This is a genomic window from Aestuariivivens sediminis (assembly GCF_022662105.1).
GTDB lineage: Bacteria > Bacteroidota > Bacteroidia > Flavobacteriales > Flavobacteriaceae > Aestuariivivens > Aestuariivivens sediminis.
Genome location: NZ_JAKMCP010000009.1, coordinates 66985 through 89148, shown reverse-complemented (window position 1 = coordinate 89148; position 22164 = coordinate 66985). Strand labels below are relative to the sequence as shown.

Here is a 22164-nt window from a genome sequence, read left to right as displayed (position 1 = left end):
CCCCTTCTCCATTATGACGAACAAATTTTTATCAAATAATCCCTTAAATGTAAAGGCGTGAAACATATCTTACTGGTTTTTATTGGCGGTGGTTTTGGTAGTGTTTTGCGTTTTATCATTGGAAAGTATTTAAACAATATTGAGACGGGCATTCCCTTTGGCACTTTTGTCGCTAATGTTTTAGGAAGTTTATTCATTGGTATGGTATTGGGATTGGCTCTAAAAAACAATACCCTGTCGCAAAGTCAGGTCTTTTTATTAGCTTCCGGGTTTTGTGGCGGCTTTACCACCTTTTCAACATTTGCCTATGAAAATTTCGTGTTTTTAAAATCGGGGGACATGACAAGCTTTGCCGTCTACACCCTGTCCAGTTTTATCCTTGGATTTTTAGCCGTGTTTTTAGGCCTGTATCTGGTCAAGTAATTACCGCTGTTTCTTAAAGGCCTTGACCCCGGCTTCTATTCTTGTCTTTAGATAATTCTCACGTGGCACCAGGGGACAGGAATATTTCTCGTTATAGGCGCAATATGGATTGTAGGCCTCATTAAAATCAATAATCAGCGAATCCCCTTTTGGAATTTTGGTGTCGATATAGCGTCCACCTCCATAACTTTCAATCCCATTGGTTTCATCCAAAAAAGGTAAAAACAGATGATCTTCGTAACCGTCTTTTTCAATGAGTTCTTTATTTTGATAAATATTCAATTGAAAGCGCTCTCCCTTTAATTGAAACGTTAATTCCCCATACTTCACATAAACCGGTAACCGATCTGTTGTTGTTCTCATCTTAAATTCCTGTTCATCCGGGGTGCGTTTAAATTCCGCAACAACCACGTAGGTGGAGTCGAACTTGAAAAAATCCAGACCCTCAAAACTTTTTCGGTCTTTATCTTTGAGAGGGGATGTTGTGGCATCTTTATATTCCGCATTAAGGGTTCTTTGAAAAGCCGTTTCGCCTTGCAAGGGACGCTTTTTCTGTGTACAACCGGTAACACAAACTACAGTCAAAAAAAGGGTAATGATTAACTTCATTTTAAAAATTTTCACTTCAAAAATACAACTTATGAATATTTTATATAGCTTTGAGGCTTTAAAAACGGAATTATGCGTTGTATCGTCACCATTTATAAAAAGCAATGGACCTCATTTCTATATGAGCGTTGGGCTGATTCTGTATTGTGGTGATATTACTAAATGATATTACAATATGTTAAAGTCCGACCTCACCGTCGGACTTTTTTTATGATCCAATACGTTCCAAACCATCACTGGGTTGATTGGAATTTGTTGAACTAATCCTGAGGCATAAAGGGTCTCAACCATTAAAACCGATAATGAAAACACTATTTAAAAGCTATTTAAACACCTTCGCCGGTCTGTCCAAAGCAGTATGGTGGCTGGCCCTTATTACACTTATTAATAGGGCCGGGACCATGGTAATCCCCTTTTTATCCTTGTATCTTACCCAAAGCCTGCATTTTAACTTAAAGGACGTGGGTTGGATTATGAGTGCTTTTGGATTGGGTTCGGTGGTGGGCTCCTGGTTGGGCGGTAAACTAACCGATAGGATAGGCTATTACAGAGTTATGGTGTTTAGTTTATGGGGTACGGGAATTTTATTCATCGCCCTTCAGTTTGCCAGTACCTTTATTGGATTTTGCCTGGGTATATTCTCAGTGATGCTGGTTGCGGACATGTTTCGTCCGGCAATATTTGTGGCCTTAAGCGCCTACAGCAAACCGGAAAACAAAACACGATCGGTAACCTTGATTCGTTTGGCCATAAATCTCGGGTTCTCTGCGGGACCGGCCCTGGGTGGTCTCATTATAACGACATTGGATTACAGTGGTTTGTTTTGGGTAGATGGGGTGACCTGTATCTTAGCGGCCGTTGTTTTGATAAATGTGTTAAATCCAAAATCCACGGAGGTTTTGGACGATGTCAAGGCAGAATCGCCGGTCTCAGCCTATAAAGACAAGGCCTTTATCATATTTTTAATGGCCATGGTACTGTTTGGAGTCATTTTCCTGCAATACTTTTCGACGATGCCGCTGTATTATAAGGAAGCCCATCACCTGTCCGAACTGGAAATTGGTATTCTCTTAGGCTTGAATGGGCTGGTCATATTTATTTTTGAAATGCCTTTAATAAAATGGTTGGAAAACACACGACATACCAAAACAGGATTAATGCTTTTGGGAGCCGTTCTTACAGCCTTAAGTTTTGTTGTGCTTAACCTCACCTCCTGGGTGGGCATTTTGATTATTGGGATGTTATTTATGACCTTTGGAGAGATGATTGCATTCCCGTTTTCTAATGCCTTTGCTATTGAAAGAGCCAAAAAAGGGAATCAGGGTGAATACATGGCCCTGTATTCCATTTCGTTCTCTATAGCCCATATTTTTGGCCACAACGCAGGCATGCAAATGACGGATTACCTGGGCTTTAACAATACCTGGCATATCATTACCGTATTAGGTAGTGTTTGTGTATTTTTACTGTTTATTTTAAAACGAAACCTGAAATTAGCTGAACAAAAGTGAGTACGACACAACTTATGAAAGATATCGTCATTATTGGAGGTGGCCCTATAGGTATTGCCTGTGCCCTGGAATGTGAAAAAAGAAAGTGGAATTATGTGATTTTGGAAAAGGGGGCATTGACCAACTCTTTGTATAATTATCCCAAAAACATGACCTTTTTTTCAACTTCAGAAAAATTGGAAATTGACGCTATTCCATTCATAAGTAAAAACCCGAAACCCAACAGGGATGAGGCCTTGGAATATTACAGGCGGGTGGCCACCTCCAATGCGATTAAGATTCATTTGTATGAATCGGTTGAACAATTAAAGAAAACCCATCACTATTTTACAATTACGACCAACAAAACGACTTATCAGTCTAAAAACGTGATATTGGCCACGGGCTTTTATGACATTCCTAATGTCCTGGGAATACCAGGTGAAAATTTACCCAAGGTGACCCATTATTACAAGGAAGCCCACCCTTACAGTATGCAGGATGTTATTATTGTAGGCGCGAGCAATTCATCGGTAGATGCCGCCCTGGAAATATGGCGAAAAGGAGGCCGGGTAACCATGGTTGTTCGTGGGGAAACCATAGGTGAACGGGTTAAATATTGGGTGCGTCCGGACATCATAAATCGGATTGATGAAGGCAGCATTACCGCCTATTTTAATTCTGAAATCATAGAAATAAAGCCTTCCGAAGTTATTATCCGTACCCCCGACGGCACCAAAACCCTTCCAAATGACTATGTTGTGGCCCTTACGGGTTATAAGCCCAATTTTGACCTCTTAAATCAAGTGGGTATTTCATTATCGGATGATGCCATTAAACGCCCCGTTTATAACGAAAATACAATGGAAAGCAATGTTGAAGGTCTTTATTTGGCAGGCGTTATTTGTGGTGGTATGGAAACCCATAAATGGTTTATTGAAAACAGTAGGATCCATGCCAAATTAATCGCCAATCATTTGGAGCAAACACTAGGTTAATCAGGACGCTATGAACTTAAATCAAATTACCATTCCTTCCTTGAATGTTGAAAAATCGGTCGCATTTTATAAGGCATTAGGGTTACGGCTTATTGTGGATTCCATACCGACTTATGTCAGGTTTGAATGCCCCGACGGAGATGCTACATTCTCCATTCATAAAGTGGATGCATTACCTCGGGGTAATGGGATAAGCATCTATTTTGAACATGACGATTTGGACCAACTGGTCGCTGCTCTTGAACAGAAAGGCCTGGTATTCGATCAATTGCCTGAAGATAAACCCTGGTTATGGCGTGAAGCCCATTTGAAAGATCCGGATGGCAATACCCTGATTTTGTATCACGCCGGTGCAAATAGGAAAAACCCGCCTTGGCGAGTGGTCTAACTCCCCATGTTGACATCTCGTGTGTCAATCCAACGCACTAAATGGGAATAATCTCCTTTTGTTTAATCACCCGGGATAGTACAATTTGGGTCTTACTTTCGCCATAGGTTATTAATTGGTCGATAAAGGCTTCCAAATGTTTTTGGTTTTTTAAGACCACTTCCATCACAATATTTTCATCTCCGGTAATGCGGTAGCAGTTTATCACTTCATCATACATTTTCACCTTTTCCAAAAAGGGTTTTAACTTCCCCATAAAAGCCCTCAAGGTAATAATCGCTTTCAGTTGATATCCCATCTCAAAGGGTGAAACGGCCGCCTTATAGCCTTCAATAATACCCAGGTCTTCCATTTTTTTGATCCGTTCTGACACCGCTGGAGAACTTATTCCAACCTGCCTTCCAATTTCAGCATTGGATTGTCTGGCGTTTTTCTGTAAACACTTTAAAATCTTCGCATTAAGGTCATCTAATCCCATTTAAAAGAATTTTAACTATAAAAAGATAAATATTAAAGCAAATATACGTTTTTACTTTAAATATTAAAGATGATTATGGATTCTTGTCACTAATTTTGAGTAATTGCTTATTGAAAAAAGAATGATGTTATCAAATACCCCATCAAACCTATCGGATTTACCGATTTATAGAAAAGCTCAGGAGATTTTTGCGCTTTCGCAAAACATTTCAGTGTACCTTAACCATGATCTTTCCCATCTCAAAGACGATGGAACTGAAGACGGGAATATTTATTTTTCAGGAGACATCGTTCAGCAATCGGTATCCCTGGCACCGGAGATTATCAACGCCGAATTAGAACGCCACTCCGAAAGGAAATATAAACATATTGCCTCACTCAAACGCCTTACCAATTTACTTTACAAAAATTCATACCGTTTGGAGAAATCCAATAGTAATGGCAAGGATTTTTTACCCATCTTAAGACGGGAACTTAAAAAGTTTAAAAAGCTCCAGAGATCCTGGATGCTCACCCTGTAAGGGATTCACATTTTTTTTTAAATCAAAAGACCCTTCGTCATCGCTCAGGGTAAGCGATTCACACCCTTTTTCCTTTCAGAAAAAGTGGTTCTCATGTATTGGTTAAATTTCATCCTACCCTTCGGCTCCGCTCAGGGTAAGCGATATTCTCAATTTTCAATGCGCTTCGCTTTTGAAAATTGGAATCCTGCTTACATATTTCTTCGGTATTGCCCCCCTACTTCAAACAACGCATTCGTTATTTGTCCAAGGGAACATACTTTACATACTTCCATAAGGGCTTCAAAAATATTCTCATTATGAATGGCCTTCTGCTGCAGTTCTTTTAATAAAGCACTCCTGTCGGCAAACGCATGAAGGTGCTTCAAGGTTTGTATTTGAATCTCCTTTTCGTCTTCGGTAGCCCGAATAACCTCCACGGGTAAAATCGTGGGAGACCCCTTACTGTTTAAAAAGGTATTCACCCCGATAATGGGTAGGGTCCCATTGTGTTTCAAGGTCTCATAATACAGGCTTTCTTCCTGAATCTTACTGCGCTGATACATGGTTTCCATCGCTCCCAAAACCCCGCCGCGTTCTGTGATCCTGTCAAACTCAATAAGAACAGCTTCCTCAACCAAATCCGTTAGCGCTTCAATAATAAATGCCCCCTGCAATGGATTTTCATTTTTAGCCAGGCCTAATTCTTTATTGATAATCAACTGAATCGCCATGGCCCGACGAACGGACTCTTCCGTGGGTGTGGTAATCGCTTCATCATACGCATTGGTATGTAATGAATTACAATTATCATAAATGGCATAAAGCGCTTGCAAGGTGGTGCGTATGTCGTTAAAATCAATTTCCTGAGCATGCAAACTGCGTCCTGAAGTCTGAATGTGGTATTTCAGCATTTGTGTCCTCGGGTTGGCGCCATATTTAAATTTCATGGCCTTGGCCCAAATTTTACGCGCCACCCGACCTATAACAGCGTATTCGGGATCAATTCCGTTGGAGAAAAAAAACGAAAGGTTTGGACCAAATTTATTTATGTCCATACCCCGACTCAAATAATATTCCACATAGGTAAATCCATTGGATAAGGTGAGGGCCAATTGGGTAATGGGATTGGCTCCGGCTTCAGCAATATGGTACCCTGAAATAGATACCGAATAAAAGTTTCTAACCTTATGTTTTATAAAATATTCCTGGACATCACCCATTAAACGTAAGGCGAATTCCGTAGAAAATATACAGGTATTTTGCGCCTGATCTTCTTTTAAAATATCGGCCTGAACCGTACCTCTAACCTTAGCTATGGTTTTAGCCTTTATATTCTCGTAAATTTCCAAAGGCAAAACCTGGTCTCCTGTTACCCCCAGCAGCATAAGGCCCAATCCATCGTTCCCTTCCGGAAGGTCCCCATGGTATACGGGGCGTTCTTTATCTTTGTAAATGGCAGCAATCTTAGCCTCAACCTCGTGTTCCAATCCGTTTTCTTTTATATGGATTTCACATTGCTGATCAATGGCCACATTCAAAAAGAAGCCCAGTAACATCGGTGCCGGACCATTAATGGTCATACTTACCGAAGTCATTTTATCGGCCAGATTAAAACCGGAATACAGTTTTTTGGCATCGTCCAAACAACAAATGGAAACGCCGGCATTACCGATCTTTCCGTAAATATCCGGGCGATAATCCGGATCGCTTCCATAGAGTGTTACACTGTCGAAGGCCGTTGATAATCGTTTTGCCGGCATACCCCGACTTACATAATGAAATCGTTTATTGGTTCGTTCCGGCCCACCCTCGCCGGCAAACATCCGAGCCGGATCTTCGTTCATTCTTTTGAATGGATATATTCCAGCGGTATAGGGAAATTCCCCCGGTACATTCTCCTGTAATACCCATCGTAATAAATCGCCCCAAGCCTGATGCTTCGGTAAGGCCACCTTAGGTATTTTTAAGTGGGACATGGATTCGGTGTGTGTCTCAGCCGTAATCTCCTTATCACGCACTTTAAAGGTATAAACCGTATGTTTATAACGCGACACCTTATCGGCCCAACCTCTGATAATTTCCCAGTTTAAGGGGTCGAGTTCGAGCTTAACACGATCGAACTCCTTAAATAGCAGGCGTAAAAGTTCTATTCGAGATTCCTCATCCAACGCGTCTACCTCGGTTGGACTGATATTCGATGTATCCCTAATGGCGGCTTGAAGAATCTCCTCTTGATGTATCCCCTGCTTCGACAGGTAAGAATGCTCACGGTCATCTGAAACAGCAGCTACTGAACATATGGTTTTATATATGCCATAAAGGTTTTGTGCCACTGCTGCCTGTACCACAACCTGTTTATCGTAATGCCTGTTATTATCCGCTATTTCCGATAAGTAACGTGTCCTTTTTGGGGGAATCACAAAAATTTTTTCACTGGTGGTGGCAGAAACATTAAAAGTGGATTTTAAATCAGCCTTGGTTTTATTAACCAGGATGTCCAAAACCGCACGGTAAAGCTTATTCATTCCTGAATCATTAAATTGCGAGGCAATGGTACCAAAAACCGGTAATTGGTCATCCGGTGCCTCCCATAGATGATGATTTCGCTTGTACTGTTTTTTCACATCACGCAAGGCATCTAAAGCTCCGCGCTTATCAAATTTGTTGATGGCCACCACATCCGCAAAGTCGAGCATATCAATTTTTTCCAATTGGGTGGCTGCTCCAAACTCAGGGGTCATTACATAGAGTGACACATCGCTATGTTCAATGATTTCGGTATCGGATTGTCCAATACCTGAGGTTTCCAAGATAATTAAATCGTAATTTGCGGCTTTTAAAACGGCTACAGCGTCCTTGACATGTTTGGACAAAGCCAGGTTGGATTGCCGCGTTGCCAAACTGCGCATATAAACCCTCGGGGTATTAATGGCATTCATACGGATTCGATCGCCCAGTAGGGCTCCACCGGTCTTTCGCTTTGAGGGATCTACCGAAATAATACCGACAGTTTTCTTAGGGAAGTCCAATAAAAATCGGCGTACCAATTCATCGACCAGGCTTGATTTTCCTGCGCCTCCGGTACCGGTTATTCCCAATACCGGTGTTTTTCCCGTCGTTTTGTTTACCAAAAACCGTTTTTCAAATTGGTCATGATGGTTTTCTGCAAGGGAAATCAATCTTGCTATGGTGATGATATCCTTGGCTTTAAGGGCTTCATTAATGGAGCGTTCTTTGGGTACATTAGGAGTCGGATAATCAGATTGTGCAACCAAATCATTAATCATGCCCTGCAATCCCATTTCCCGGCCATCATCAGGGGAATAAATTCGCGAAATGCCATAAGCCATTAATGCCTTTATTTCTGAGGGTAAAATAACGCCTCCACCTCCACCGAATATTTTTATATGACCGGCTCCCTTTTCCTTTAAAAGGTCATGCATATACTTAAAATACTCATTGTGACCTCCTTGATATGACGTTAAGCAAATGGCTTGGACATCTTCCTGTATAGCCGTATTAACCACTTCCTCAACACTTCTATCATGACCCAGATGAATCACCTCCACACCGGTAGCTTGAATAATTCTGCGCATCATATTAATGGAGGCATCATGACCGTCAAAAAGAGATGCTGCCGTCACCATTCTAATTTTGTGCTTGGGTTGATAGGGTGCTTGTTGATTCATTCGTAAAGAATATTCATTTTAAGTAATGCAATTTACGAAATATTCAAAAAAATATACGGTTTACATAAGATTATCTAAAATTATGGTCTAGATTTATTCCAAGTGAATTTTTAAATTAATTTTGAAAACAATTCTTTTACATGTTATGAATAAGATTACCCTTTTAATCCACTGTAAGGACCGCCCGAATATTATTGCTTCTGTTACCAATTTTATTGCTGAAAAAGGAGGCAATATTGTGTATATAGATCAACATGTCGACAGACAGCAGGATATTTTCTTTATGCGTCTGGAAAGCGAATTTGCGACAGAAGCATTTTCCACAGATGCATTTAAAGCACACTTTAAAAGTAGTCTGGCCGAAACATTTGGTATGCGCTGGCGTATTTATTCCAGTGAGTATATGCCTAAAATGGCTTTATTCGTGTCGAAATACGATCATTGTCTCTATGACCTTTTAGGGCGTTACAATTCCGGAGAACTTCATCTTAACATTCCTTTTATTATCAGTAATCATGTGGATTTAAAACCCATAGCCGATAGTTTTAATATTCCATTTTATCATATCCCCATTACCAGTTACAATAAAGCAGATGCTGAAGATAAGCAGCTTGAGTTACTCGATAAACACGATATAGACTTCATTGTTTTGGCGCGCTATATGCAAATTGTATCCCACAAACTCATTGATAAATTCCCCAATAAAATAATCAACATTCACCATTCATTTTTACCCGCTTTCGTCGGTGCCAAACCCTACCATTCGGCTTTTCAAAGAGGAGTTAAAATTATTGGTGCGACAAGTCATTATGTCACTGAAGAATTAGATGCCGGGCCCATCATAGAACAAGATGTTACCCGTGTAACCCACGCCCATTCTATTCAAGACCTCATTGCCAAAGGACGTGATTTAGAAAAAATTGTTTTGGCCAACGCCGTAAAATTGCATGCCGACAGAAAAGTAATGGTGTACAATAACAAGACTGTTATTTTTTCATAACAAGAAATAACCCCTTTTTTAGCAGATTAAATCCGAAATTTAAAATCCTGCCCTTTATGGGATGCCGGGCCTTAAGCCCAGAGCTGGTATGGCTTAAATGAATGAGATAGATCCTGGATTTGGTCATAAGAGTTTCTTTTTCAAATAACTTCACAGTTTCTACAATAAAAGGATGAGGCATTTCGGCCATAGGTCGCCCTACTTCTCCATCTTTACAGAAGGTGGCGTCTACAGAGGGTATAAGCTACCTTTTCCACTACCTGGACCATGTTTCTATCCCATTCTTCCGATGTATTGCTTTCTGGAATGCTTAATACTTTCTTTTCTTGACCATTAATTTGAGGAAAACCGGCATCCCGGGCCGTTCCTAAAACCGAAATAAATGGATTGATCCTGGCGGTATAGTCCGAAGTGGTCAAACCGGTTCTTTGGTGGTCATAACAATGAAACAACAGGATAAAAACGGATAAGCCCTACCCATCAAAACTATTTCATTATAAAAATATTTATATTTGCTAATGATATAAAACCCCAAAATATTATGATACGCATAGCCTTAACCTTTTTTTTTGTTTTTAATTTATCGTCTTGTGCAGAACTCCAACAGGTGGTGAATCAATTGCCACAAGGGGGGGTCTCCCAAACCGAAATCGCTGCCGGCCTGAGACAGGCTCTGGATTTTGGAATTGACAAACAAGTAACCAAGCTCACCCAAACAGATGGATTTTACAAAAATGAATTGGTGAAAATTTTACTGCCAGAAGAACTACATAAAGTGGATAAGGCATTACGAGATATTGGATTGGGCAAATTGGCCGACGAGGGATTAAAATTACTTAACCGAGCCGCCGAAGATGCCGTGAAAGAAGCTACACCCATTTTTGTGGATGCTGTTAAAGACATCACCTTTGCCGATGCAAAAAACATTCTTTTGGGCGATGACGATGCTGCCACACAATATTTGACCTCAAAAACCCAAAACGCTTTGTACGATAAGTTCCATCCGGTCATAAATAACTCATTTAAGAAAGTTGGAGCTGACGACATCTGGACCAATCTAATCAACAAATACAATACAATTCCATTTACGGCAAATGTCAATCCAGACCTCACTGACTATGTAACCGGTGAAGCCCTTAAAGGTGTTTATACGATGATTGCCATAGAAGAAAAAGAAATTAGACACCAATTGGCCTCGAGAACCACCGATTTGCTGAGAAAGGTATTTGCCTTACAAGATTAGTCTTTTCAACGTCAGGGTTTAAAAACATGTTTATCCATTGCTATACATCACGTAGAAACGTATAGCATTCCAGTTCACCATTATCCAAATTAGACGCTAATACCAAGCCCATCAGCTAGGTGAATCTTATTGGATAACCTTAAAAAAACAGATGGTAATTTTCAAATTTTAAATAAAAAATGTATATTTAAATACTTGTTAATCAATGCTTAAATGAGCAGAATAAAAACCATAAAGTCCAACCAAAATAAGCTCTACAAGGAATATAGAGACCTTATGGAACTGGCCTATAATTCCAGGCAAACCGATTCTGCGGTTAGTGATATTTCTGAATACAAGGCCATTAAACTTCTTAATAAACTCAATAAACTGAACTATTTGGCGAGGTAACACGTTTCATTGGGGGATAATTATCATTTATTTAACCTTAGCTTTACATCTAAATCCCTTTATTATCCGTACTTTATAAAAAAAGAACGTTATGACTCCCCACTTTTGTAAAATCGGTAAAATCAAGCCCAACTTTAATAGGTTATTGAGCTTAAAAGAATTGGAAAAAAAAATTGCTTATTTCGTGGACGACAAATCTAAGGTTGTCTATTCTGAAGATTTAAACGGAATGTTTTAAAATAGGCCATACTTGTTGCAAGCCTTGAACCATACCATGAAAAAATTTGCCCGTCGACCAATTCAACCATGGCATTGGGGTAATAATGCTTAAACTCACTTTTGTCCTTTTCTTTAAAAGGAAACGGCTCGCTTGATAATAGAACCACATCTACCAGAATCTTTATTTCATCATGATCAGACCGTATTTCTGGATAACGGTTTTGATTCGCATAGACATTTTCAAACTTGTTTAAATCGAGGAGTTCATTAATAAATGTATTGTTTCCTGCAACCATTAATGGAGCTCTCCAAATAAAATAGGCTACTTTTAAACGAGGTTTAGGTGCTATGAACCGTTTAAAATCTTCAACCTTAGCTTTAATTTCTTCAACTATAGCGTGTGCCTTTTCCCTGGAATCAAAAATGTCTCCATAGTGTTCGATAAGTTGCAAACAGTCGCTAATGGTAACCACATGGGAAACATGAACCGGACAAATAGATGTACAGTCCTCAACTGTAGTTTTTGTATTCTCTTCCTTATTACACAGAATTATATCCGGATTCAGAGCCCTTATTGCATCGATATGAATAGCCTTTGTACCACCCACTACAATTTTATCTTCCCTGATCCCATGGGGATGTACACAAAATTTTGTAACCCCGACAATGGATCCTTTAAGTCCCAAATCACAAAGTAGTTCGGTTTGACTTGGTACGAGAGAAACAATTCGCTCTGGAGTGCCATTTAATTGTAAGGTTCTATGGAGTTGATCTTTCATTAAGGCCTATATAATACGCTATCCCGATACCTTCTTAGCTTGATACATTAAGAGCCTCCTTTTGGAGTATAGTTCCTTAAAATTAAAGCCATTTCCTCTTGTATGGCCCTGGCCTTTACTGCTGCTGCTTCCGCAAAATCATGCTCGTTTGAGGCATAAATGATACCGCGTGATGAATTGATAAGTAATCCAATGTCCTTATTCATGCCAAATTTACATACCTCTTGAAGGTTACCACCCTGTGCTCCAACACCGGGAACAAGTAAAAAACTATCCGGAACAATTGTTCTAATCTCCCTTAAGTATTCGGCTTTGGTAGCCCCAACCACATACATTAAATTTTTGGCATTGTCCCATTTTTGAGACACTTCAAGCACTTCCTTATAGAGTTCGTGATTTTGAACCTTCAAGGTTTGAAAGTCGAAAGCGCCTTGGTTTGAGGTGAGTGCCAATAGAATCGTATGCTTATTTTCAAAGGCCAAAAATGGTTCAACAGAATCTTTTCCCATATAAGGCGCCACGGTCACACTATCGAATCCTAAATCCTCAAAAAAGGCCTTGGCATATCGACTGCTCGTATTACCAATATCCCCGCGTTTGGCATCTGCAATGGTAAACATTTCAGGATAGTTCCGGTTCACATAAGTTATGGTTTTTTTCAGTGCATTCCATCCTTCAAGACCATAAGTCTCATAGAAGGCTATATTGGGCTTGTAAGCTACACACAAGTGATGTGTGGCATCTATAATGGCTTTATTAAAGGTGAAAATCGGATCTTCTTCAGCCAGGAGATGTTGCGGTATTTTATCTAAATCGACATCCAGGCCTACGCAAAGGAAAGATTGTTTTTTATGAATTTCTGAAATGAGTTGTGCTGTAGTCACCCGTTATTTTTTGTCAAACCTGCAAAAGCGGGAATGATAGTCATATTGTCCTTAAATGGTCTCATCGTTTGCCTTTAACTTTTCCGTGTTTTCAGCAAGTTGTAATTCGTCAATTATTTTTTGGATATCACCGTTAATGATATTTTGTAAATCGTAAAGGGTCAATCCTATTCTATGGTCTGTTACGCGTCCCTGGGGATAGTTATACGTTCTGATCTTGGCACTTCTGTCTCCTGAGGATACCATACTTCCTCTTTTGGCGGCATCTTCCTCCTGTTTTTTCGCCAACTCCAAATCATAGAGTCTGGATCGCAACACCCTAAAGGCCTTTTCCTTATTCTTGTGTTGGGATTTTTGATCCTGACATTGAGCCACCAATCCTGTAGGTAGGTGCGTTAATCGAACAGCGGAATAGGTCGTGTTCACCGACTGCCCCCCCGGTCCAGATGAACAGAAATAATCGATACGGACCTCTTTGGGGTCTATCTCTACATCGAACTCTTCCGCTTCTGGAAATACCATTACCGTCGCAGCACTGGTATGCACTCTGCCTTGTGTTTCTGTTTGTGGTACACGCTGTACACGATGCACTCCTGCTTCAAATTTTAATGTCCCATAAACATCGTCACCTGTAACTTCGAATTGGATTTCCTTGAACCCTCCATTGGTGCCTTCACTAAAATCTACGGTACTCACATTCCAGCCTTTACTTTCACAGTATTTGGAATACATTCTAAACAGATCTCCGGCAAAAATACTGGCTTCATCACCTCCTGTCCCGGCACGGAGTTCTACAACGGCATTCTTGGCATCTTCGGGATCCTTTGGAATTAGAAGTAATTTAATCTCCTCCTCCAGTTTGGGAATTCCTTCCTTAGCTTCATCATATTGCAATTTTGCCATTTCCACCATTTCAGCATCACTCCCATCCGCAATAATCTGCTCGGCCTCATTCAAATTATTCGTTAGCTCTATGTATTCCTCACGCTTGTCCATAAGAATACGTAAGTCCTTGTACTCCCTGTTTAATTCTATATATCGTTTTTGGTCTGATATGATATCGGGTTGAATGATTAAATCACCAACCTCATCAAAACGCTGTTTTACAATTTGTAACTTCTCTAACATCTGCCATTTTTAATTGGACACCAAAAATACAATATTTTATGAATTCTATCGGTTTGTTTTAAGTCTGCATTTGAAGAATTGAAAATAATTCTATGGGAATCGCGTTATAAGGTTTATCATGCGGTCAATATTTCCAATATGGATGTTTTATAAACCCTTTTTAGTTTGGTCTTTGGGCATAAACACGTTTTTAACACTTATTGGTTTTACCATTTTGCCCGTTATTGTCATTAAGTTAATCTCCCTTTTAGGCTTATGCTACCTGATCAAAGAAACCAAATTTAAAGGTCTTTTAAAACCCTATAAACTCCTGGATAGATCTGCCTTTAAAATAGGTGGTGTTCTATTCCTTATCGACATGGGTATAAGCATCCCTTTTGTCCTGTTGTTAGGCGCATTTACATAACGCTGGTTTGGGTCAAAAACCACCATTCGCCATGACCATAGAGATTCCCGATGGAACGATTTAAAGGCATTCGCCAGGATATCACATTAGCCACATTTGGACGATCCGCAATCCTTACAGGTTAGGCATCCCTCTTGATAAATTAAATTTTCTGATTTGCAACTATCGCAACGTTGTCCTTTTGCTTTAGTCCCATCTTCAACGTAGCGTTTTAAAGCGCGTACCACACCATTTTTCCAGGTGTTTATTGACGCACTATCCAATTGTAAACTGTTTATTAAATCTACAATTTTATCTATGGGCATACCATGTCGTAAGGTGCTTGAAATCAATTTCGCATAGTTCCAGAATTCCGGATTGAACTTATGGGATAACCCTTCAATAGTAGTCTTATAGCCTCTTGTGTTTTTATACTGAAAATCGTAACGGGACGTACCGTCTTCATTTCTGTTTTTTATGATAAGACCGGTATTGACCCAACGAGGTAACAGAATACCATCTTCATCATCGGCCAGACCGGTAAAAACCTCATAGGGCTTATCGTCTATTATACCGATAAAGGCAATCCACTTATCCTTATTATTCTGAAAACGAACCACATCGGCCTCCAAAATCTGAGGACGTTTTTTAGGGAATGCCGTGAGCTTATCTTCAGAATGGGTCTCTTTTTTCTCATCATTTGAAATCAAGACGCCAGATCGAGAACCATCCCGATATACAGTAACGCCTTTACAACCCACTTCCCAGGCTTTTAAATATAGTTTACCGACCAAATCTTCGGTAACATTATTCGGCAAATTAATGGTAACACTTATAGAATGGTCCACCCATTTTTGAATGGCCCCTTGCATACTCACTTTACTCAACCAATCCACATCATTAGACGTTGCCTTAAAATAAGGCGATTGGGCTATTAATTCATTAATCTCTGATTGGGAATATTTTTTAGAGGTGTCTATCCCATTGACTTCCATCCATTGCTTAAAGCGATGATGAAAAACCACGTATTCCTCCCAGGAATCACCAACCTCATCAACAAAGTCTATCTGGACATTTTTATCATTGGGATTTACTTTTCTTCTGCGTTTGTAAACCGGCATGAAAACGGGTTCTATTCCTGAAGTCGTTTGGGTCATGAGACTGGTCGTTCCTGTAGGGGCAATGGTTAATAAGGCTATATTACGCCGGCCATACTCTAACATTTCGTAATACAACTTATCGTCGACCTCCCGTATTCGTTGAATAAATGGATTATTCTTTTCTCGTTCTGCATCAAAAATGGCAAATGCACCGCGTTCCTTTGCCAAATGTACGGAAGCACGATAGGCTTCAATGGCAATGGTTTTGTGTACCTTTAAAGAAAACGCATTACCTTTTTCACTCCCGTAACGAATGCCTAAAGCGGCCAGCATATCACCTTCCGCAGTTATACCTACTCCGGTGCGTCTTCCTTCCATGGCCTTAATCCTGATATTGAGCCATAAATTACGTTCTGTAGACTTCACTTCATCTAATTCGGGATCGTCATCAATTTTTTTAAGAATATTATCGATCTTTTCCAACTCTAAATCAATAATATCGTCCATTATGCGCTGAGCAAAAGCCACATGTTTTTTGAACAACTCGAAATTAAATTCTGCCTTTTTCGTGAACGGATGTTCAACATAAGAAAACAAATTAATGGCCAACAACCTACAGGAGTCGTAAGGACATAAAGGTATTTCTCCGCAAGGGTTGGTCGATACGGTTCGATATCCCAAATCGGCGTAGCAGTCCGGTACAGATTCATTAATAATGGTGTCCCAGAATAGGATACCGGGTTCGGCCGATTTCCATGCATTATGTACAATTTTATCCCATAAATCCTTGGCTTTAATGGTTTTGGTTACTTTAGGATTCTCACTAAATACGGGATACTTTTGAATATAGTGGGTTTCATCTTTTACCGCCTTCATAAACCCGTCATCAATTCTTACTGAAACGTTGGCTCCGGTCACTTTACCTTGTTCTAACTTGGCATCGATAAAATCTTCGGAATCCGGATGGTTAATCGATACCGATAACATAAGCGCGCCTCTCCGGCCATCTTGAGCAACTTCACGGGTTGAATTGGAATAGCGCTCCATAAAAGGCACGATTCCTGTGGATGTTAAGGCTGAATTCTTAACAGGAGAACCTTTAGGACGAATATGCGAAAGATCATGCCCAACACCACCTCTGCGTTTCATAAGCTGTACCTGCTCTTGATCAATCTTCATAATTCCTCCATAGGAATCAGATTCCCCGGAATTACCGATTACAAAACAATTTGACAGGGATGCGATTTGATATGGGTTTCCGATACCTGCCATTGGACTTCCCTGCGGTACAATATATTTGAAGTTCTTTATTAAATTAAAAATAGCATCCTCCGATAACGGATTAGCATACTTCAATTCAATACGAGCAATCTCCTTTGCTATTCGACGGTGCATGTCGTTTGGGGTAAGCTCATAAATATGCCCTTCTGAATCTTTTAGGGCATACTTATTAAGCCAGACTCGAGCGGCTAAGTCATCATTTTTAAAGTATTTGAGGGAAGCCTCAAAAGCTTCGTCCTGGGTATAAGTTTTTGAAGACGTTTGGGTGAGTGCTGATTTCATAAGATTGTTGGAAGTTTAAATTATTCGGTTATGGATTAAATAAAAGTATGAATAAACAAAATTCCAACGACTCAAAACATGACAAAAATCATAAAGTTTACGGATTAAAGCATGTAAATACCTGATTAACAGAGGTGTAAAAATTTATCAACAAAAAAAAGTTAACAATTTTTTTATAGAAGTATAAAATGAATTTCTTAAAAATCTACTGCAAAACCGACACCAAGGAATTGTTTCCATTGCACTTTTGCCCCGGCTTCATCATACTCGCCTTCAACCTCAGTAGGCTCTTGAATTTTAACGTCATCATCATATCTGATATGGGACCCTAGTGTGGCCCTAACGAAGCTGTTTACTTTAAAATCGAAATCCAAACGCCAATCTAAATCAACATTGCCAAAATTATTGACATAATCTGTATACAGGTTTACCTGATGTTTTAGACCGATATTCTCAACAACTTGCATTTCATAGCTATTGGTAATTAAAATACCTGCTTCTCTTCTCACGCGCTGCCCTTTTCTGAGTAGGGTTCCAAACTCGTCATAGACTGCCGGGGTAACACCAAATGCACCGGCATTGGCTAAATCATCATCCAGAACAAAAGTTGCTTTAAGGGTTAACGGTGAAAAATAAAATGACAGTTCGTCAATATGTTTTCCATATTCCATTCCACCACCAAAAAACATATACCCGGGGGCCATGAATCTTGAAATAGGCGCATCGGTATTGGGGTATTGATACCCATTGGCAAACTGGGTCCTGAAGCCCAGTCTTAAGGAGTAAAACCAATTTGAAATGATATCGGGTTTATAGCCCAAATTCGAATTCAATTCAAATAAATCGTCGGTTTTTCTTATTGTTTCGCCTTGCTGACTGTTAACCCCATAGCGAGTGGTTATGTTGTTGTTCCAAAAATAATACTTATCCCTGTAATTGGCTTCCTTGTAAAATCCGACTAAAGCTGAAATGGAATTGCTTCCTCCTGAGTTCCAATTTACAAAGGCCACTTCACTTAAATCAATTGAGAATTTATTCTTATTGGTCCATTCCGGTCGCTCCTTTTTGGGTATCATTGCCTTAATATAGAGAGAATCAGGTTGTGCGCTCAGGAATTGCAACATTAGGCAAACGATAATCAGAAGAACATTTTTCATAAGGTATGGGTTAGACTATTTTTTAAACGTTAAATTTTTTAACAAAAACCATTCCAATTTATTTCGGCACACCGGTTTCTAGTAAACAAACTCTCCAAACTCACTTTTTATGGTAAGCTTTTTTTCTTTTGAAGCTTCAACTCGCCCTATAACTTTAGCATTTACCTTAAAGGATTTTGAAATAGTAATAATGTCGTCTGCAACTTGTGGACTCACATATAATTCCATCCTGTGCCCACAATTAAAAACCTGATACATTTCTTTCCAATTCGTTTTACTTTGTGATTGTATTAATTTGAATAACGGGGGGATCTCGAACAAATTATCTTTTATCACATGAAATTCGTCAATAAAATGAAGTATTTTAGTTTGTGCTCCTCCGGAACAATGCACCATACCATGAATAAGTTCACTATTGTATTTCATTAAAATCTGTTTAATGATGGGTGCATAGGTTCGCGTTGGCGACAAGACTAACTTTCCCGCATCTATTGGAGAATTTTCAATGTCATCGGTTAATCGGATATTTCCCGAGTACACTAAGTCCCGTGGCACGGCTGCATCAAAACTTTCCGGATATTTTTCAGCCAGATACTTATGAAATACATCATGACGCGCGGAAGTCAATCCATTGCTTCCCATGCCACCATTATATGACGATTCATAACTGGCCTGCCCGAAGCTTTCCAATCCTACGATAACATCGCCCACTTGAATATTGGCATTATTGATCACGTCACTGCGTTTCATTCTTGCCGTTACCGTGGAATCGACTATAATCGTACGTACGAGATCGCCAACATCGGCCGTTTCACCACCCGTTGAATGAATATGTATCCCAAATTCTTTCAATTCTGAGATCAACTCCTCGGTTCCATTTATAATTGCAGAAATAACTTCTCCCGGAACTACATTTTTATTACGCCCAATGGTTGATGAGAGAATAATATTATCGGTAGCACCAACACACAACAAATCATCTATGTTCATTATTAAGGCGTCTTGTGCAATACCTTTCCAAACCGAAAGATCCCCCGTTTCCTTCCAGTACATATAGGCTAAAGCGGACTTTGTTCCTGCGCCATCGGCATGCATGATTAAGCAGTAATCATCATCATTAGTAAGATAATCGGGAACAATCTTACAAAATGCTTTTGGAAATAACCCTTTGTCTATGTTTTTAATGGCATTATGCACATCCTCTTTTGAGGCCGAAACCCCTCTTTGGGCATAGCGTTTAGAAATTTCTTGACTCATTCTCCTGGTTTGAGGTGCAAATTTACCGTTTTGAGTGAAAAAAATAGCCTTTATTATGAGATTTTAAATTTATACCGTTTATCTCGTAAATAACAATTCCCTGTACTTAGTAAGAGGCCATAGTTCATCGTCGACCAACAATTCTAATTTGTCACAATGATAGCGAATGTCATCAAACAATGGTTTAACATAAAAACAATAGCGTTCCGCTTTCTTTTCGATATCCTTTAAAACATTTGCTTTCTTACGTTCATCAATCATTTTTGTTACATTGGCATTAATACCAGCGATATGTCCTGAAATTTCTTCTATTAAATTCATCTGTTCCTTAGCGACCTCAATAAAATTTGTATCGAAAATTTCTTTAAGCCCTTTAACATTTTCTATAAGAATATTTTGGTATTTAACCGCGGTAGGCACCACATGGTTACGCGCAATATCGCCCAATACACGACTTTCTATTTGAATGTGCATAATATAGGATTCTACCTCGATCTCGTAACGGGCTCGGCTTTCAACCTCACTCATCACCTTCATGTTTTCAAATAGGGTTATCGAGGCATTAGAAACTTTAGCCTTTAAGGCCTCAGGCGTGGTTTTATTATTACTAAGTCCTCGTTTTTGGGCCTCCTTTTGCCATGCTTCATCATAACCATTCCCTTCAAACAATATGGATCTACAGGATTTAATATACTCCCGGAGGACATTAAATATGGCTTCATCTTTCTTAAATCCTTTGGCATCAATGAGTTTATCAACTTCAACCTTAAAGTCGAGCAACTGCTTTGCAACGATAGTATTTAAAACGGTCATCGGACTACCACAATTCGCAGTGGACCCTACGGCCCGAAATTCGAATTTATTACCCGTAAAGGCAAAAGGAGATGTTCTGTTCCTGTCGGTATTATCCAAAAGAACATCAGGAATCTTCCCTACAACGTTTAACTTTAATTCCGTTTTTTCTTGAGGCGACAATTTACCTTTTGTAACCCCTTCCAACTCTTCCAGTACACTTGTTAATTGCGCACCAATAAATACGGATATTATAGCAGGAGGAGCTTCATTAGCCCCAAGTCTATGGTCATTACCGGCAGAAGCTATGGCAGCTCTTAATAGGGCTTCATGTTCATGAACCGCTTTAATGGTGTTGATAAAAAAGGTAAGAAATTGCAAATTACTCATGGGCGTTTTGCCGGGCGACAATAAATTAACCCCAGTATCTGTGGATAGCGACCAATTATTGTGCTTTCCAGAACCATTTACGCCTGCAAAGGGTTTTTCGTGAAGTAAAACCTTAAATTTATGATTTGAGGCAACTCGTCCCATAATATCCATTAGCAACGAATTATGATCTACCGCAAGATTGGCTTCTTCATATATTGGAGCCAATTCAAATTGGTTAGGAGCTACTTCATTATGCCTGGTTTTCACCGGAATACCCAAAAGCATACATTCATTTTCTAAGTCGCGCATAAAGTTTAAAGCCCGTGACGGAATGGAACCAAAATAATGATCATCCAACTGCTGTCCTTTTGCCGAAGAGTGACCCAGGAGTGTCCGGCCTGTTAAAATTAAGTCGGGTCGACTGGATGCCAAAAGCTTATCGACTAAAAAGTACTCTTGCTCCCATCCTAAAGAGGAAGTCACCTTTCTAACATTTTTATCGAAATACTTGCAAACCGCCGTTGCGGCATCATCAACGGCATGAAGTGCTCTTAATAAAGGCGTTTTATAGTCCAGTGCTTCTCCGGTATAGGCTACAAAAATCGTTGGAATACATAAGGTTGTTCCATATATAAATGCGGGTGAGGTAGGATCCCAGGCGGTATAGCCTCGTGCTTCGAAGGTATTTCGAATACCACCACTGGGAAAACTCGACGCATCCGGTTCTTGTTGTACTAACTGAGACCCTTCGAACTTCTCAATGGATAATCCTGAAGTTGTAGTCTCAAAAAAAGCGTCATGCTTTTCAGCGGTTGCACCTGTTAAAGGCTGGAACCAATGGGTATAATGGGTCACCCCCTTGGATAAAGCCCATTCCTTCATGGATGACGCCACTTGATCGGCAATATTCCTGTCGATTTTTTTTCCATGCCATATCGCATTCATTACCCCTTCGAAAGCGTCCTTGGTAAGGTATTGCTTCATGGTATGTTCATTAAACACATTTCGCCCAAATAAATTGGAACGCCTCTCATTATCCAAAACAACTTTAGAACTGTGCGATAAGGATTCTTTAATAGCATGAAATCGTAATGTTGACATATTTTAGATAGAATTAATTGAAAACACAAAAGTAAATATAGCGAGCGAATTTTGATGCTATTTTTAAATTATTCTTTTTAAGAATTCTTCAATTTTATATTAAAATAATTAAATTTTTTTAAAATACTCCTAAAAAAATTGGGGGTTAAACAAAAATAACTTACCAATTTAAACAAATACCCCCTCAAAATTTAAAGTATCTATATAAAAAACTATA

Annotated in this window: 20 protein-coding genes; 9 read left to right on the top strand and 11 right to left on the bottom strand. The window is 39.5% G+C overall.

Going from position 1 to position 22164, the window contains the following annotated elements; all coding sequences use genetic code 11:
- Nucleotides 1–57: 57 nt before the first annotated feature.
- Nucleotides 58–423, top strand: a complete 366-nt coding sequence (crcB, locus tag MR054_RS16115) for a fluoride efflux transporter CrcB (protein ID WP_242087492.1) — start codon at nucleotides 58–60, stop codon at nucleotides 421–423.
- Here the strand turns inward: crcB and MR054_RS16110 are convergent, their stop codons facing one another.
- Nucleotides 424–1032, bottom strand: a complete 609-nt coding sequence (locus MR054_RS16110; protein WP_242158850.1) for a DUF1684 domain-containing protein — start codon at nucleotides 1030–1032, stop codon at nucleotides 424–426.
- A gap of 302 nt (nucleotides 1033–1334) precedes the next feature.
- Here MR054_RS16110 and MR054_RS16105 point away from each other — a divergent pair, with 302 nt between their 5' ends.
- Genes MR054_RS16105 through MR054_RS16095 form a run of 3 tightly spaced genes read left to right on the top strand, consistent with a single transcriptional unit; the run spans nucleotide 1335 to nucleotide 3908 of the window.
- Complete coding sequence (locus MR054_RS16105) at nucleotides 1335–2543, top strand: MDR family MFS transporter (protein WP_242158848.1); 1209 nt, start codon at nucleotides 1335–1337, stop codon at nucleotides 2541–2543.
- Nucleotides 2544–2557: 14 nt separating this feature from the next.
- Nucleotides 2558–3520 carry a YpdA family putative bacillithiol disulfide reductase gene (locus tag MR054_RS16100; RefSeq protein WP_242158859.1) on the top strand — a complete coding sequence of 321 codons (963 nt, stop codon included), beginning with the start codon at nucleotides 2558–2560 and terminating at the stop codon, nucleotides 3518–3520.
- A 10-nt stretch (nucleotides 3521–3530) separates the two neighbouring features.
- Nucleotides 3531–3908 carry a VOC family protein gene (locus MR054_RS16095; RefSeq protein ID WP_242158845.1) on the top strand — a complete coding sequence of 126 codons (378 nt, stop codon included), beginning with the start codon at nucleotides 3531–3533 and terminating at the stop codon, nucleotides 3906–3908.
- A 37-nt stretch (nucleotides 3909–3945) separates the two neighbouring features.
- Here MR054_RS16095 and MR054_RS16090 read toward each other — a convergent pair whose 3' ends face one another.
- Nucleotides 3946–4386 (bottom strand): Lrp/AsnC family transcriptional regulator, encoded by a 441-nt coding sequence (locus MR054_RS16090; RefSeq protein WP_242087482.1) that lies wholly within the window; start codon nucleotides 4384–4386, stop codon nucleotides 3946–3948.
- A gap of 124 nt (nucleotides 4387–4510) precedes the next feature.
- Here MR054_RS16090 and MR054_RS16085 point away from each other — a divergent pair, with 124 nt between their 5' ends.
- Entirely contained in the window at nucleotides 4511–4906 is a 396-nt protein-coding gene (locus MR054_RS16085; RefSeq protein ID WP_242087515.1) for a hypothetical protein, read from the top strand.
- 191 nt (nucleotides 4907–5097) lie between these two features.
- On the opposite strand, the gene MR054_RS16080 is transcribed toward MR054_RS16085, so the two are convergent.
- Entirely contained in the window at nucleotides 5098–8577 is a 3480-nt protein-coding gene (locus MR054_RS16080; RefSeq protein WP_242158843.1) for a methylmalonyl-CoA mutase family protein, read from the bottom strand.
- A gap of 145 nt (nucleotides 8578–8722) precedes the next feature.
- Here MR054_RS16080 and purU point away from each other — a divergent pair, with 145 nt between their 5' ends.
- Complete coding sequence (gene purU, locus MR054_RS16075; RefSeq protein WP_242158858.1) at nucleotides 8723–9577, top strand: formyltetrahydrofolate deformylase; 855 nt, start codon at nucleotides 8723–8725, stop codon at nucleotides 9575–9577.
- Between the two features lie 212 nt (nucleotides 9578–9789).
- Here purU and MR054_RS16070 read toward each other — a convergent pair whose 3' ends face one another.
- The gene (locus MR054_RS16070) at nucleotides 9790–9996 is read right to left on the bottom strand and encodes a hypothetical protein (protein WP_242158841.1); all 207 of its coding nucleotides are present in this window, start codon (nucleotides 9994–9996) and stop codon (nucleotides 9790–9792) included.
- Between the two features lie 122 nt (nucleotides 9997–10118).
- Between MR054_RS16070 and MR054_RS16065 the strand changes: the two genes are divergently transcribed.
- Both MR054_RS16065 and MR054_RS16060 read left to right on the top strand, forming a co-directional pair.
- Nucleotides 10119–10820, top strand: a complete 702-nt coding sequence (locus tag MR054_RS16065) for a DUF4197 domain-containing protein (RefSeq protein ID WP_242158840.1) — start codon at nucleotides 10119–10121, stop codon at nucleotides 10818–10820.
- A 213-nt stretch (nucleotides 10821–11033) separates the two neighbouring features.
- Complete coding sequence (locus tag MR054_RS16060; RefSeq protein WP_242087474.1) at nucleotides 11034–11210, top strand: Lacal_2735 family protein; 177 nt, start codon at nucleotides 11034–11036, stop codon at nucleotides 11208–11210.
- Nucleotides 11211–11407: 197 nt separating this feature from the next.
- On the opposite strand, the gene MR054_RS16055 is transcribed toward MR054_RS16060, so the two are convergent.
- Genes MR054_RS16055 through prfA form a run of 3 tightly spaced genes read right to left on the bottom strand, consistent with a single transcriptional unit; the run spans nucleotide 11408 to nucleotide 14220 of the window.
- Complete coding sequence (locus tag MR054_RS16055; RefSeq protein WP_242158838.1) at nucleotides 11408–12208, bottom strand: helical backbone metal receptor; 801 nt, start codon at nucleotides 12206–12208, stop codon at nucleotides 11408–11410.
- Between the two features lie 47 nt (nucleotides 12209–12255).
- A complete protein-coding gene (gene pyrF, locus MR054_RS16050; protein ID WP_242158836.1) occupies nucleotides 12256–13092 on the bottom strand; it encodes an orotidine-5'-phosphate decarboxylase in 837 nt (278 codons plus the stop codon).
- A 51-nt stretch (nucleotides 13093–13143) separates the two neighbouring features.
- Nucleotides 13144–14220 (bottom strand): peptide chain release factor 1, encoded by a 1077-nt coding sequence (gene prfA, locus MR054_RS16045; protein WP_242158835.1) that lies wholly within the window; start codon nucleotides 14218–14220, stop codon nucleotides 13144–13146.
- Nucleotides 14221–14338: 118 nt separating this feature from the next.
- Here prfA and MR054_RS16040 point away from each other — a divergent pair, with 118 nt between their 5' ends.
- Entirely contained in the window at nucleotides 14339–14626 is a 288-nt protein-coding gene (locus MR054_RS16040) for a hypothetical protein (RefSeq protein WP_242158834.1), read from the top strand.
- 86 nt (nucleotides 14627–14712) lie between these two features.
- Here MR054_RS16040 and MR054_RS16035 read toward each other — a convergent pair whose 3' ends face one another.
- The 4 genes from MR054_RS16035 to MR054_RS16020 form a co-directional block, all read right to left on the bottom strand.
- Nucleotides 14713–17268, bottom strand: a complete 2556-nt coding sequence (locus MR054_RS16035) for an adenosylcobalamin-dependent ribonucleoside-diphosphate reductase (protein ID WP_242158833.1) — start codon at nucleotides 17266–17268, stop codon at nucleotides 14713–14715.
- 197 nt (nucleotides 17269–17465) lie between these two features.
- Nucleotides 17466–18425, bottom strand: coding sequence for a DUF3078 domain-containing protein (locus tag MR054_RS16030; protein ID WP_242087462.1), 960 nt, complete (start codon nucleotides 18423–18425; stop codon nucleotides 17466–17468).
- 78 nt (nucleotides 18426–18503) lie between these two features.
- A complete protein-coding gene (locus MR054_RS16025) occupies nucleotides 18504–19682 on the bottom strand; it encodes an AIR synthase related protein (RefSeq protein WP_242158832.1) in 1179 nt (392 codons plus the stop codon).
- Nucleotides 19683–19760: 78 nt separating this feature from the next.
- Complete coding sequence (locus MR054_RS16020; protein WP_242158831.1) at nucleotides 19761–21947, bottom strand: glutamine synthetase III family protein; 2187 nt, start codon at nucleotides 21945–21947, stop codon at nucleotides 19761–19763.
- Nucleotides 21948–22164: the final 217 nt, after the last annotated feature.

Excerpts from the sequence above, each read along its gene's own strand:
- MR054_RS16110 (WP_242158850.1), bottom strand. The coding sequence starts at position 1,032 with ATGAAGTTAATCATTACCCTTTTTTTGACTGTAGTTTGTGTTACCGGT.
- MR054_RS16105 (WP_242158848.1), top strand. The coding sequence starts at position 1,335 with ATGAAAACACTATTTAAAAGCTATTTAAACACCTTCGCCGGTCTGTCC.
- MR054_RS16100 (WP_242158859.1), top strand. The coding sequence starts at position 2,558 with ATGAAAGATATCGTCATTATTGGAGGTGGCCCTATAGGTATTGCCTGT.
- MR054_RS16095 (WP_242158845.1), top strand. The coding sequence starts at position 3,531 with ATGAACTTAAATCAAATTACCATTCCTTCCTTGAATGTTGAAAAATCG.
- MR054_RS16090 (WP_242087482.1), bottom strand. The coding sequence starts at position 4,386 with ATGGGATTAGATGACCTTAATGCGAAGATTTTAAAGTGTTTACAGAAA.
- MR054_RS16085 (WP_242087515.1), top strand. The coding sequence starts at position 4,511 with ATGTTATCAAATACCCCATCAAACCTATCGGATTTACCGATTTATAGA.
- MR054_RS16080 (WP_242158843.1), bottom strand. The coding sequence starts at position 8,577 with ATGAATCAACAAGCACCCTATCAACCCAAGCACAAAATTAGAATGGTG.
- purU (WP_242158858.1), top strand. The coding sequence starts at position 8,723 with ATGAATAAGATTACCCTTTTAATCCACTGTAAGGACCGCCCGAATATT.
- MR054_RS16065 (WP_242158840.1), top strand. The coding sequence starts at position 10,119 with ATGATACGCATAGCCTTAACCTTTTTTTTTGTTTTTAATTTATCGTCT.
- MR054_RS16060 (WP_242087474.1), top strand. The coding sequence starts at position 11,034 with ATGAGCAGAATAAAAACCATAAAGTCCAACCAAAATAAGCTCTACAAG.
- MR054_RS16055 (WP_242158838.1), bottom strand. The coding sequence starts at position 12,208 with ATGAAAGATCAACTCCATAGAACCTTACAATTAAATGGCACTCCAGAG.
- prfA (WP_242158835.1), bottom strand. The coding sequence starts at position 14,220 with ATGTTAGAGAAGTTACAAATTGTAAAACAGCGTTTTGATGAGGTTGGT.
- MR054_RS16040 (WP_242158834.1), top strand. The coding sequence starts at position 14,339 with ATGCGGTCAATATTTCCAATATGGATGTTTTATAAACCCTTTTTAGTT.
- MR054_RS16035 (WP_242158833.1), bottom strand. The coding sequence starts at position 17,268 with ATGAAATCAGCACTCACCCAAACGTCTTCAAAAACTTATACCCAGGAC.
- MR054_RS16030 (WP_242087462.1), bottom strand. The coding sequence starts at position 18,425 with ATGAAAAATGTTCTTCTGATTATCGTTTGCCTAATGTTGCAATTCCTG.
- MR054_RS16025 (WP_242158832.1), bottom strand. The coding sequence starts at position 19,682 with ATGAGTCAAGAAATTTCTAAACGCTATGCCCAAAGAGGGGTTTCGGCC.
- MR054_RS16020 (WP_242158831.1), bottom strand. The coding sequence starts at position 21,947 with ATGTCAACATTACGATTTCATGCTATTAAAGAATCCTTATCGCACAGT.